The organism is Nonomuraea solani (assembly GCF_900108335.1).
In the GTDB taxonomy this organism is placed as follows: domain Bacteria; phylum Actinomycetota; class Actinomycetes; order Streptosporangiales; family Streptosporangiaceae; genus Nonomuraea; species Nonomuraea solani.
Window position 1 is genome coordinate 51,949 of sequence record NZ_FNVT01000002.1, and the last position, 12,542, is coordinate 64,490.

Sequence of the window (12,542 nt, forward strand, 5' to 3'; positions counted from 1 at the left end):
TCATACTTTAGAGTGTCGCTTTAAATTGGTACTCTAAAGCGACGAAGAGCGTCAAGTACCCGAGGGGGACGGATGCGGGGGCCGTTGGTCGTCAAGAGGGCGCTCAGCGAGCCACTGCTCCTCCTGGCCGCGTTCGGGTCGATCCTGCTGGCGACCACCACGCTGGTGGCGCTGACGATGTACGCCTCCTCCATCGCCGACGCCGGTCTCCGCCGGGTGCTGGAGACGGCCCCCTACCGTCAGACGGCCACCACGATCAGCGCCCAGGTCACCGCGACGACCTTCCCGGCCTACGACGGGGCCGTCCGCGACGAGCTGACCAGGGTCTACGGCACGCTTCCTGCCGTCACCACGAGCCTGCGCTCCGACTCGTACGTCATGCCGGGCCACGACGGCGAAGACCTGCCCGAGTTGCTGCGGTTCGGCAGCCACGACGGGCTCGACCGGCATGCCCGGCTGGTCTCGGGCGCCTGGCCGAAGCCCGGCGGAGCGGTCGTCGAGGCGGCGATCTCGGTGCCGGTGGCGGCCGCCACCGGGTTCGGGACCGGCCGGGAGTTCGTCACGAAGGGGCGGCTCGACGCGCGCCCTGTCACGGTCCGCGTGGTCGGCGTCTTCCAGCTCGACGACCCCCTGGGCGGGCGCTGGGCCGGCGAGGAGCTGCTGAGCAGGGGTGTCGAACGCGGCGAATACACCACGTACGGGCCGCTGATGGTGGCGAAGGAGACGTTCCTCGCGGGCTTCGCCACCAGCGTCCGGGCCATCTGGGCGGCTGAGCCGGACCTCGGCGGGCTGACGCCCGGACGATTACGCCCGCTGGCCGACGCGATCGGCCGGATGGGCGAACGGCTGACCGAGGCCGGCTGCGCGAACTGCCTGACCGCCACCCGCCTGCCCGAGATGCTCACCCAGCTCGCCACCGCGTCCCTGGTGACCCGGTCCACCATGCTGATCCCGGTGCTGCAACTGCTGCTCCTGGCCGCGTACGCGCTGACGCTCACCGCGCGATTACTCGCCGACCACCGCCGCATGGAGGTGGCGCTGCTGCGCTCGCGCGGCGCGGGCACGGTGCGCCTGGCCGCGCTGGCGGGCGGTGAGGCGCTGCTGGTGGCGGTCCCGTGCGCGATCATCGCGCCGTTCCTCGGGCCGCCGCTGCTCGCGCTGGTCCACCGGCTGCCGTGGATCAGGGCCTCAGGGGTACGCCTCGCGCCGGCCGCCGATCCCGGCGCCTTCCTCGTGTCGTTCGGCGTGGCCCTGGCGGCGGCCGTGCTGCTGGCGCTGCCGGCCCTGGCGGGCGGCCGGCGGACGTACGTGGAGGAGCAGTCGGCGCGCGGGCGCGGCGGGCGGGGGCTGATCGAGGGAGCGGGCGCGGACCTGGCGCTGCTGGCGGTGGCCGCGCTGGCGATCTGGCAGCTCCAGCGCTACGGTGCACCGGTCACCGCGACGGCCTCGGGTGGGCTCGGCATCGATCCGCTGATCATCTCCGGGCCGGCGCTGGCCCTGCTCGCGGGCGGGATGCTGGGCCTGCGGCTGGTGCCGCGGGTGTCGAGGCTGGCCGAGCGGCTGACCGCGCGCAGGCCGACGCTCGCCCCCGCGCTGGGGGCGTGGCAGGTGAGCAGACGGCCCCTCAAGTACGCGGGGCCCGCGCTGTTGCTGACCATGGCGATCGCGATCGGCGTCGTGTCGATGGCCACGATCTCCACCTGGCAGGCTTCCCAGGTCGATCAGGCCCGTCACCAGGCGGGCGCCGACCTGCGGCTGGCGGGGCCGTCCGAGGGGCCGGAGCTGGGAGTGCTCGGTCGGGGCACGGCGTTCACCACGCTGCCGGGCGTCACCGCCGCCTCGCCCGCCTTCCGGGGACAGACGGAGGTGAGCGGGGAGAGCGCGTTGCTGCTCGCCGTTGACGCGGGGAAGCTGGGCGAGCTGTTCGATCTGCGGCCCGACCTGTCGGCGCAGTCGGTCGCGCAACTGTCCCGGGCGCTGGCCGGAGATCGGGCGTCCGGGCTGGAGCTGCCCGGACGGCCGCGTGCCCTCACCGTACGGGTCGTGGCGAACGCCGCGGTGCCGGCGCGGCTGGTGCTGTCCGACGGGCTGGGCGCGTGGGGCGAACTACCGCTCGGGGAGCTGCGGAAGGGCGGGAACCGGGTCGAGCTCGACCTGGGCACGCTGGCCGGACGCTCCGGGAAGATCACGTATCCGCTGTCGCTGCGGGGGATCGTCGCGGGCCCGCAGACCGTTCTGCGGGTGACCGGCCTGAGCGCGGACGGCCGCGACGTGCCGGTGTCCCCGGCCTTCGGCGAGGCACCGGGCGTGGTCACCTTCGCGCCGTCACGGGAGCCCGAACCGCCCTCGCGGGAGCCCGAACCGCCCTCGCGGGAGCCCGGCCCGCCGTCGCAAGAGCCCGGGCCGCTGCCCGTGGTGCTGACTCCCGGTCTGGCCGCCGCGCTCAAGCTGGACGTCGGGCAGACTGGGCCGGCCGCCCTCGCCGGTCAGGTGCTGCGGGTCAAGCTGGTCGGCGTCGTGGGCAGCATGCCGACGAGCGCCCCCGGCCAGGAGGCCGTACTCGCCGACTGGGGGTCGCTGCAGGCGCATGAGCTGACCACGGCCCGACCGCCCAGGCCCGCCACCGAATGGTGGCTCGCCGCCCCCGACACCGCCCCGGCTCGGGAGATCCTGCGCGAAAGCCCCCAATGGGACGTGGCCGCGGTCGACCGGCGCGAGCTGACGGCCACGCTGCGGGACGATCCGCTGGCCAGCGGGCTGCAAGGGGCGCTGCTCCTGGGGTTCGCCGCGGCACTGGGGTTCGCGGTGCTCGGGTTCCTGGTGAACGCCGTGGTCGCGGCGCGCGAGCGGCGGGCCGAGTTCGCCGTCCTGCGGGCGCTCGGCACCAGTTCCCGTCAGCTGTTCGGCCTGCTGGCGATGGAGCAGACGTTCGTCATCGGGCTGTCGCTGGCGGCGGGCACCGGGCTGGCCGTCGTCATCGGGAACCTGGTGGTCCCGCACATCGTGCTGACCGGGCAGGCGTCGGCGGTCACGCCCGGCGTGCTGCTCCACATCCCCTGGGCGGCCACGGCCGCGATGCTGGTCCTGGTGACGGGGGTGCTGCTCGCGATCGTCGCCGGGCTGGCCCGGCACCTGTGGCGCGGGCAGAGCTTGGAGGAGCGGTGAGGATCCCGTTGGGGCTGCGGGTGCACGCGGGCACCTCGGCGCTGCTCGTCGTGCTGACGGCGGTCGCCTGCCTGCTCGTCTCCGGGCTGCCCAGGATGATGCAGGCGTCGTTCGACGAGGCGCTGCGCCGGGCGCTGACCACCGCCGCCGCCGTACAGACCGATCTGACCGTGACAGGGGAGCCGGCCGCCCCCAACGGCGACCTGCACCAACGTGCGCGGTTCGAGGACCACGACGCTCAGTGGCGGCGGCTCCTCCCGGCGGCGCTGCGGTCCCTGATCCGGCCCGGCGGGCACATGAGCGCCAAGACCGTCCGCACCCCCGCCGCCGCCACGATCAGCGGAGCCGTCACCTACATCAACCTCGGCTGGCTGTCCGACGCGGACCGGCGGGTGGACTGGGTGGAGGGCCGCGAACCCGGCGGACCGTCCACCATGGTCCACGACGGCGCGACGATCCCGGTGGTCGAGGTGGGCGTCGTGGACGAGGCCGTACGCAGGATGGGCCTGCGGATCGGCCAGACCAGGATGCTCGGCTCGACCACCCTCACGGCGGTGCGGATCGTCGGCGTGTTCAGGGCCAAGGACCCGGGCGACCGCGCCTGGAGCCACGACGCCGACGTCCCGCACGTCACCTGGGTACGCCTACCGACCGGGGTGGAGGAGTTCCACACCACGACGCTGATGTCCGACGACGGGCTGGCCGCGCTCACCAGCGGGGCGCACAACCTGACCTACCGCTGGGTCCTGCCCCTCGACGGGCGGGCCGCGACCGCGCTGGGCGTGCCGGACGTCGAGGCGGCCATCGCCGAGTTCGAGCGGCAACTGGCGGTCCGGGGAACCAGCGTCATCAGCCATCGCCTGGTCACCGGGCTGCCCAAGCTGCTCGGCGACTTCCTGACCGCGCTGGCCGCCGCGCGGACCGTCATGTACCTGGTGCTCGGCGGGCTGCTCGCGGTCGCGCTCGGCGTGATCGCGCTGGGCGTGCGACTGCTGACCGACCGGATGGAGCACACGCTGGCGCTGGCCCGGGCGCGCGGCGGCTCGTTGTGGCAGGTGACGGTGGCCGGGGGCGCGCTGACCGCGCTCGCGGTGGGGCCCGCGGCCCTGGCCGGGTACGGGCTGTCGTTCCTCGTGCCCGGGCCGGTGCCGCCGATCGTGCACCTCGGGCCGGTGGTCGTGGTGGTCACCGCCGTGTCGTTCGCCGTGGTGCGCCTGGTGCTCGCGCATCGCACGCCGCTGAACGAGCGCCGCGACGACGTGGCCACCGCCCGGCCGTCCGCGCGGCGGGTGACGATGGAGGTCATGGTCGTCGTGCTCGCGCCGGCGGGAGCGTACCTGCTGCGCGCCCGCGGGCTGTCCGGCTCGGCGCGGGAGGATCCGTTCCTGCTGCTGATCCCGATCGCGCTGACGCTCGCGGCCGCGCTGATCACGTTGCGGTGCTACCCGTACCCGTTGCGGCTGCTCGTCCGGCTGGCCGCGCGCGGGCGGGCGGCGGTGCCGTTCCTGGGGCTGACCAGGGCGGCGAGGGCGCGCTCCGCCAGCGCGCTGCCGGTGCTGATCCTGCTGCCCGCGCTGAGCGTGTCGGTGTTCGCCGCGGTGATCTCCGACGGGATCGCCACCACGCAGCGGCTGGCGTCCTGGCAGAAGGTGGGCGCGCCGATCAAGCTGACGTCGGCCGCGGACATTCCGGCCGAGACCATCGAGCGGGTACGCGGGACCCCCGGGGTCGAGCGGGTGGCGCTCGCGCTGACGGGCCGGGTGCGGATCGGCGACACCGGGGAATGGCCGTACGCCGTCGCCGTGGACCTGGCCGAGTGGCGGCGGGTCGCCGGCGACGGGCCCCTCGACCTGCCCGCGCTGTCCGGGAGCACGTCCGCGCTGCTCTCCCCCGGGCTGGGCGCGCGGGGCACCTTCGAGATCATGTGGCTGTCACCGGCGAAGCTGACCACCCAGGGCATGATCGACACGTTGCCCGGCTTCTACTTCAGTGGGCAGTTCCTCCTCGTGCCGCGAGAGGTGCTGCCCTGGCCCGCCGCGAACACGCTGCTGATCAAGGGCGACGTCGCCCCCGCCGAGCTGGCGCGGCTGGTCCCGGCGGCGACCGTGGAGACCCAGGAGCGCGCGCTGGCCGCCATCCAGGCCGATCCGCTCGCGGGCACGGTCCGCTCGACGCTGCTGGTGGTGACGGTGGCGCTGGGGGTGTACGCGCTGGTGGCGATCGTCCTGTCGCTGGTCGTCGGGGCGCCGGAGCGGGCCAGGGCGGTGTCGCTGCTGCGGACGCTCGGGTTGTCCGAACGGCAGGCCCGGCGGCTGACCGTGCTCGAACTGCTCCCCCTGGTCCTCGTCACGGCGCTGGCCGGTCTCGCCCTGGGTCTCGGCCTGCCCGCCGCGCTGGGGCCGGGCGTGGACATGTCCTCGTACGCGGGCGGCCTGCCCGTCGGCGACTACACGCCCGGCCTGCTCACCCCCGCGGCGCTGGCGGCCGGGCTGACGCTCTGCGCCCTGGCCGGGGCGTACGCGCACACCGCCATCGGCCGCCGCCGCAACCTGGGCGCCGTCCTGCGCGTGGGCGACCTGACCTGAGCTCAGCCGCAGTGCACGTTGTTCAGGTAGCGGTCGCTGGTCTTGACGACTCCCTGGACGTCGATGCAGCCGCTGCCGGCCGAAACGTAGACCGGGCCCGCGTAGCTGGAGTAGCTGCCGTAGTCGGAGTCGGCCCACTCGCCGTACTGGTGGTTGGCCTTGTCGATGTAGACGCCCTTGATGGTCGTGGTGCCGGCGGTCGAGCCGTACCCGTACACGAGGGCGCAGTTCTTGCCCGCGCCGGAGTTGTAGTAGACCTCCAGCGTGCCCAGCCGCGTGCCGCTGGCGGGGACCGCGTACGCGCCGACCCGGGAGTAGCCGCTGCCGCAGGGACCGGCCGCACTGGCCGGTCCCGCGGTCACCGTGAGTCCGGTGGTGAGCGTCGCGGCGCAGGCCAGGGTGATGATGGTGGTGCGGAAACGCATGATGTGCCCTTCGTTCGTGGTCGGCAGGCACGTTACGGCGGGGTTCTTCCGTTCCTCTTCCTTTCGAGTTCCGATCATCGCGGGCGGCGGAAGTCGCTTCTGCGTAGCATGAGCCGGATGGTGAGCGGCGTGCTGTATCGGATATTGGGGCCGGTCTCGGTGGACGGACCCGATGGTCCGGTCGAGCTGGGCTCACCGAAGCAGCGCACGGTGCTGGCGGCGCTGCTGCTGAACGCGAACCGCACGGTGTCGGACGACCGGCTGGCGTTCCTGGTGTGGGGCGAGCGGATGCCGCGTACCGCCCTCGCCCGGTTGCAGGTCTACGTCCACGAGCTGCGGGCCCTGCTGGGCAAGGAGCGGATCAGCCGCGTCGGCACCGGCTACCGCATCCACGCCGGCGGCGGCGAGATCGACGCCGAGCTGTTCGACCAGCACCGGGCCGCCGCCCGTGAGCACGCGGGCAGCGGCCGTCCCGAGATGGCGGCGCGGCGGCTGCGGGCGGCGGCGGCGCTGTGGCGGGGTCCGGCGCTGGGCGGGACCGCCGCGACGCTGGTCGAGCAGGAACGTCCCGGCCTGGAAGAGCGCCGGGTCGGTGCGCTGGAGGAGCTGTTCGAGACCGAGCTGGAGCTGGGACGCCATGACGAGATCGTGGACGACCTGCGGTCGGCGGCGGCCGAGCACGCCCTGCGCGAGCGCCTGCAGGCGCAGCTCATGCTGGCGCTGCACCGGTGCGGACGCCGGCCGGAGGCGCTCGCCGTCTACCGGGACACCAGGGAGCGGCTGATCGACGAGCTGGGCATCGAGCCGGGTCAGCCGCTGCGGGAGTTGCACCAGCGGTTCCTGGCCGACGAGGCGGAACAGCCGGCTCAGACCGTCCATCCCGCCGAGCTGCCCCGCGACATCCATGGCTTCGCCGGGCGCGAACGGGAGCTCGCATGGCTGGACACCGCTCTGGGCACCGGCGGCGCGGTGTGCGTGCTCAGCGGAACGGCCGGAATGGGCAAGACGGCGCTGGCCCTGCGCTGGGCGCACCGCGCGAAGAGCCGTTTCCCCGGCGGCCAGCTCTACGTCGACCTGCGCGGATACGACGCCGAGCACGAGCCCCTGACCGCGCCCGCGGCCCTGGCCCGGCTGCTGCTCTCCCTCGGTGCCGATCCCGGGCAGGTCCCGGGCGGCTTCGACGCGCAGCTCGGCCTCTACCGTTCGCTGCTCGCCGGGCGCACGGTCCTGCTGTTCCTGGACAACGCCCGCTCGGCCGCGCAGGTCACCCCGCTGCTGCCGCCGTCGGGAGCGGCGCTGGTGACCAGCCGTCAGCACCTGGGCGAGCTGGTGGCGGGGGCGGGCGCCCGGTGGTATTCGCTCGGCGCGCTGCCGGAAAGGGACGGCCTGGCCCTGGTGGACGACCTGCTGGGCCCGGCGGACGGGCCGGCGGAGGCGTCGGCGCGGGCCGAGCTCGTCCGGCTCTGCGGCGGTCTTCCGCTGGCGCTGCGCATCGCCGCGGCCAACGCCGCCGCCCCATGGAACGGAACCGCGTCCGTGGTCGGCGAACTCTCCGCGGGCGACCCGCTGACCGGTCTCACCCTCGACGGAACCGACCACAACCCCGTGACCCTCGCCTTCTCGGCGTCCTACCGCGTGCTCTCCCCCGCCTGCCGGCGTGTCTTCCGCCTGCTCGGCCTCATCCCGGGGCCGGACTTCACGGTCGAGGCGGTGGCGTCGGCCGCCGATGTCCCGCCCGCCGAGGCGCGTACGACGCTCAAGGTCCTGGCCGCGGCGCACCTCGTCGAGCACCACCGCGCGGACCGGTTCAGGCTCCACGACCTGGTACGCCTCTACGCCGGCGCGCAGGCGGGCGGCGACCCCGGCCGCGACGCCGCCCGGAGCCGGCTGATCGACCACTACCTCCGCCTCGGCGACGCCATCGCCGCCTGGTGCGCCCCCGACGAGATCCGGCTGCCCGGGCACGTCGCGCCGTTCACCGGCGACCCGGTCCAGCCCACCGGCGAGGAGATCGCCACCCTGGTGGCCGCGCTCACGCAGGCGGTCCGCCACGACCCCGGTCCCCGGACCTGGCGGCTGGCCGAGCAGGTGTGGATCATCTGCGACAACACCGGCCACCACGCCGGCTGGCTGGAGATCGCGCCGGCCCTGCTCGCGGCCGCCGAGCGCGCGGACCTGCCCGCCCTGCGGGCCATGCTGCACTACGGGATGGGCAAGAGCCTGTTCCGCGCCGTCCGCCGCGAGGAGGCCGTGCACCATCTCGAACAGGCCGCCGCCATCGCCGCCGCCTGCGGATGGCGGGAAGGCGAGGCGGAGTCCTGGGCGTGCCTGAGCTTCGCCCTGGAATGGACGGGCCACCTGGAGCAGGCGATCGCCCACAACCGCCGGGCGGCCGCCCTCTTCACCGACCTCGGCTCGGTCGCCGGACGCAACCGGACGCTCAACAGGCTCGGCATGCAGTATCACCACCTGGGCCGGCTGGAGTGCGCGGAACGCTGCCGGCGGGAGGCGCTCGACCTGAGCCGCGAGCATGGGCTGGCCTACGCGGAGGCGGTCGACCTGCGCGATCTCGGCTCGGTCCTGATCGACCAGGGCCGCTACGACGAAGCCGAGCGCACGCTGACCCAGGCCACGACCCTGCTGGACGCCCTGGGCTCGGGCGGCGCGGCCAACGCGCACACCTGGCTCAGCCGGTTGTACTGGGAGACCGGGCGGTGGCCGGCCGCCCAGGCGGCGGCGCGGCACGCCGTCGGCCTCGCCCGCGGCCAAGGGGACCGGCTCGTCGAGGCGGCGGCTCTGGTCGCGCAGGCCGACGCCGAGATCCGGCTCGGCCTGCTCGGCGACGCGGCCGGCAACCTGGACCTGGCTGACGCGATCAGCGGCCAGGCGGATCTGCGCTGGCACCAGAGTTACGCCCTCGTCGCCCGCGCCCGCCTGCACGCCGCCCGCGACGACCTGGACGGCGCCGTCAAGGTCGCCCTGGCCGCCCGCGACACGGCCCACGCCGGCAGCTATCGACTGCCCGAGCTCGCGGCCCTGACCGAACTCGCCGCCCTCTACACCGGTCTGGGCGACCGCGCCGAGGCCGGGCGGGCGGCCGGGGACGCCGTCCGGCTGTGCCGCACGATCGGCCACGCCCCCTGCACCGACCGGCTGGACCGGTTGCTCGGCTGATCGGCCACGCTCCCTGCGGCGACCGGTTGCTCGGCTGATCGGCCACGCTCCCCGCGGCGACCGGTTGCTCGGCTGATCGGCCACGCTCCCCGCGGCGACCGGTTGCTCGGCTGATCGGCCACGCTCCCCGCGGCGACCGGCTACTCGGGTGAGCTTGCCGTGGCCAGCCGGTATTGGGTGGGTGTGACGCCGTACGAGCGGGTGAACCAGCGGGTGAGGTGGGCCTGGTCGGTGAAACCGGCCTCGCCGGCGACCCGGGCCGCCGGGTGCCCGAGGGCGAGCAGGCGGCGCGCGGCACGCAGGCGCAACTGGCGCTGATATTCGCTGGGCGCCAGCCCGTAGGTCGTGCGGAAGGCGCGGTAGACGGCGTACCGGCTGGAGCCGGTCCAGGTCGCGAGGTCGTCGGCGCTGATCGGGTCGGCGTAGCAGTCGTGGAGGAGTTCGCGCGCCTTGGCGGCGAGCCGGGCGACCGCCGGTGTGCGGGGAACGGCGGGCGGTCGCGCGGGCGTGTGCGCGGCCAGGCTCGCGAGGGCGGCGACGGCGGCGTGGAGCAGCTCGTCGCGCTCCAGCGGGCCGGCGCCCCGCGACAGCGCGGTGTGCAGCCCGCGCAACCGCGCCGCGAGGACGGGCGAGTCGATGACCGGGGCCGCGAACAGTGGTGATCCGGCGGGGCGCCGCGTCACGTCGGCCATGACGTCGGTGATGAGCTCGTCGCCGATGTGCACGATGCGGTAGGTGAAGCCCAGTTCGTGGGCGGCGTGCCCGTCGTGGACCTCGTCGGGGTTGAACGCCATGACCATGCCGGCCGCGCTCGTGTGGCCCGCGCCGCGGCAGGTGAAGGTCTGCGCGCCGTGCTCGGTGACGCCGAAGGAGTAGGTCTCGTGGGTGTGGCGGTGGTAGCGGTGGCGCAGGAAGCTCGCGTACATGGCCTCGAGCGGCATCTCGGCCGAACGCCAATAAGTCGCCCATTCCCGGCTCCGGCCGGTCATCCGTCATCACCCCCGTTCCCCGGCGCACGAGCCTACAAGACCGGCCGGCCTGCGATGACCCAGCATGAGCGCTGATGGCCGCGCCCGGCATTTCGGTATTTGGGCGTGGATGGATGCGTTCGCGGAGGTTTTTCATGGCGGTCGGCACCCGGCCCTACCTGCTGCTGGCCACGACGATGCTGCTGTGGGGCAGCGGCTTCAGCAGCTCCAAGGTGATCGTCGATCACCTGCCGCACTCCGTGGTCGCGGTGCTGCGTTTCGGCGGCGGCGCGCTGGCGCTGCTGGTCGCCCTGCGGTTGTCGCGGGAGCCTGCCGTCGTGCGACGGCGGGACCTGCTGCGGGCGGCCGGGGCAGGGGTGCTCGGCGTCTTCGTGTACAACCTGCTGTTCTTCTGGGGGCTGTCGCTCGCGCCGGCGATCGACGGAAGCACCATCGTCCCGGTCATGAGTCCCGTGCTGACCACGGCCTTTCTGCTGCTGACCCGGCGGGAGAACGCGTCGGGAGCGCGGGTGGCGGGGCTGGCGTGCGGGGCGGCCGGTGCCGTGATCTTCTTCGTGGGCGCGGGCGGGGCGGCGGGCGGGGGCCGGCTCCGGCTCGCGGGCGATCTGCTGTTCCTGCTCAGCGCCGCCTGCTGGGCCGGGTTCACGCTGCTGGGGCGCCGGGTGCTGACCGGCATCGAGCCGCTCCGGGCGACGACGTACGCGACGGTGAGCGGGGCCGCGCTGCTGGCGGTCTACAGCGCGCCGGCGGCCACCGAGGTCGTCTGGGGCGACGTGCCCGCCCACGTCTGGCTGAACATCGTCTTCGTGGCGCTCGGCCCGACCGCGGTGGCGAACCTGCTCTACTACCGGGGCATCAAGGCCGTGGGCCCGTCGTCGGCGTCGATCATGATGTTCCTCGTCCCCGTCGTCGGGACCACCTGCTCCGCCCTGTTCCTGGGCGAGTCGTTCAATCCCGTACAGGCGGCGGGGGCGGTCGTGCTCCTGGTGGGCGCCGTACTCGCCGTCGGCTATCGTTGAGGTGTGCATCGACTTCCGTGTCTGAGCTGGTGGCGCTCCCCGTAGGAGCGGCCACCTCACTTTCAGATGCGATCGGGCCGTTCGGAAGAACGGCCCGTCCGCGTTTCCTGCGCGAGCGACGGCCGTTCCGGCGGCGGCGTCACTCACCAGGAGAAGAACTCATGAACACGTTGGAACGACTGATCGAGGCGGATCCCGGCCGGTTCCGCGTCCTGACGGGCGATCGCCCGACCGGATTCCTGCACCTGGGGCACTATTTCGGCACCCTCAAGAACCGGGTCCGGCTGCAGGGGCTCGGAGTCGAGGTCTTCGTGCTGGTCGCGGACTTCCAGGTCCTGACGGACCGGGACGTGGCCCAGGACCTGCCGATGTACGTCGAGGAGCTGGTGCTCGACCACCTCGCCATCGGCATCGACCCCGCGCGGTCCGTGATCTTCGCGCACAGCGCGGTGCCCGCCCTGAACCAGTTGCTGCTGCCCTTCCTCAGCCTGGTCTCGGTCCCCGAACTGAGCCGGAACCCCACGGTCAAGGATGAGATCGCCCACTCGCGGCAATCCTCCGTCAGCGGCCTGATGTTCACCTACCCCGTGCACCAGGCCGCCGACATCCTGTTCTGCAAGGCGAACCTGGTCCCGGTCGGCCAGGACCAGCTCCCCCACCTGGAGATCACCAGGACCGTCGCCCGCCGCTTCAACGACCGCTACGGCGACGGCGCGGCCGTGTTCCCCGTCCCCGACGCCCTGCTGTCCAGCGCCCCGCTGCTCCTCGGCACGGACGGCGGCAAGATGAGCAAGAGCCGGGGCAACGCGATCAGGCTGGCCGCGGACGCCGACGAGACCGCCCGGCTGATCCGGCGCGCCAAGACCGACGCCGACCGGCACATCACCTACGACCCGGGCGAACGGCCGGAGGTGTCCTCCCTGGTGCTCCTCGCCGCGCTGTGCCAGGACCGCGACCCGCACCAGGTCGCCGCCGAGATCGGCGCCGCGGGGGCCGGGGCGTTGAAGGCGCGCGTGACCGACGCCGTCAACGACCACCTGGCGCCGATCCGCGCCCGCCGCGCCGAGTACGCCCGCGACCGCGGCTACGTCCGTCAGGTGCTGCGCGAGGGCAACGAACGTGCCAACGCCGTCGCCGAGACCACCCTCGACGAGGTACGCACGGCGATGGGCAGCCGGTACTGAC

The 12,542-nt window shown here is 73.8% G+C and carries 7 protein-coding genes; 5 read left to right on the forward strand and 2 right to left on the reverse strand.

Features of this window, described 5'->3' with window-relative positions; translation table 11 throughout:
• The first annotated feature begins 72 nt into the window (after nt 1-72).
• Nucleotides 73-3,165, forward strand: a complete 3,093-nt coding sequence (locus C4V41_RS06045; protein ID WP_103954800.1) for an FtsX-like permease family protein — start codon at nt 73-75, stop codon at nt 3,163-3,165.
• The gene (locus tag C4V41_RS06050) at nt 3,162-5,750 is read left to right on the forward strand and encodes an FtsX-like permease family protein (RefSeq protein ID WP_146103557.1); all 2,589 of its coding nucleotides are present in this window, start codon (nt 3,162-3,164) and stop codon (nt 5,748-5,750) included. Before C4V41_RS06045 ends, C4V41_RS06050 begins: the two co-directional genes overlap by 4 nt.
• Before the next feature lie 2 nt (nt 5,751-5,752).
• Here C4V41_RS06050 and C4V41_RS06055 read toward each other — a convergent pair whose 3' ends face one another.
• On the reverse strand, nt 5,753-6,175 hold the full coding sequence (locus C4V41_RS06055; RefSeq protein WP_103954802.1) for a spore-associated protein A: 423 nt from the start codon (nt 6,173-6,175) through the stop codon (nt 5,753-5,755).
• A 117-nt stretch (nt 6,176-6,292) separates the two neighbouring features.
• Between C4V41_RS06055 and C4V41_RS06060 the strand changes: the two genes are divergently transcribed.
• Complete coding sequence (locus tag C4V41_RS06060; RefSeq protein WP_160150185.1) at nt 6,293-9,349, forward strand: AfsR/SARP family transcriptional regulator; 3,057 nt, start codon at nt 6,293-6,295, stop codon at nt 9,347-9,349.
• A gap of 140 nt (nt 9,350-9,489) precedes the next feature.
• Here C4V41_RS06060 and C4V41_RS06065 read toward each other — a convergent pair whose 3' ends face one another.
• Nucleotides 9,490-10,338, reverse strand: a complete 849-nt coding sequence (locus C4V41_RS06065; protein WP_103954804.1) for an AraC family transcriptional regulator — start codon at nt 10,336-10,338, stop codon at nt 9,490-9,492.
• A 134-nt stretch (nt 10,339-10,472) separates the two neighbouring features.
• Between C4V41_RS06065 and C4V41_RS06070 the strand changes: the two genes are divergently transcribed.
• Both C4V41_RS06070 and trpS read left to right on the forward strand, forming a co-directional pair.
• The gene (locus C4V41_RS06070) at nt 10,473-11,357 is read left to right on the forward strand and encodes a DMT family transporter (protein ID WP_103954805.1); all 885 of its coding nucleotides are present in this window, start codon (nt 10,473-10,475) and stop codon (nt 11,355-11,357) included.
• A 161-nt stretch (nt 11,358-11,518) separates the two neighbouring features.
• A complete protein-coding gene (gene trpS / locus C4V41_RS06075; RefSeq protein WP_103954806.1) occupies nt 11,519-12,541 on the forward strand; it encodes a tryptophan--tRNA ligase in 1,023 nt (340 codons plus the stop codon).
• Nucleotide 12,542: the final 1 nt, after the last annotated feature.

Excerpts from the sequence above, each read along its gene's own strand:
- trpS (WP_103954806.1), top strand. The coding sequence starts at position 11,519 with ATGAACACGTTGGAACGACTGATCGAGGCGGATCCCGGCCGGTTCCGC.
- C4V41_RS06065 (WP_103954804.1), bottom strand. The coding sequence starts at position 10,338 with ATGACCGGCCGGAGCCGGGAATGGGCGACTTATTGGCGTTCGGCCGAG.
- C4V41_RS06045 (WP_103954800.1), top strand. The coding sequence starts at position 73 with ATGCGGGGGCCGTTGGTCGTCAAGAGGGCGCTCAGCGAGCCACTGCTC.
- C4V41_RS06055 (WP_103954802.1), bottom strand. The coding sequence starts at position 6,175 with ATGCGTTTCCGCACCACCATCATCACCCTGGCCTGCGCCGCGACGCTC.
- C4V41_RS06060 (WP_160150185.1), top strand. The coding sequence starts at position 6,293 with ATGGTGAGCGGCGTGCTGTATCGGATATTGGGGCCGGTCTCGGTGGAC.
- C4V41_RS06070 (WP_103954805.1), top strand. The coding sequence starts at position 10,473 with ATGGCGGTCGGCACCCGGCCCTACCTGCTGCTGGCCACGACGATGCTG.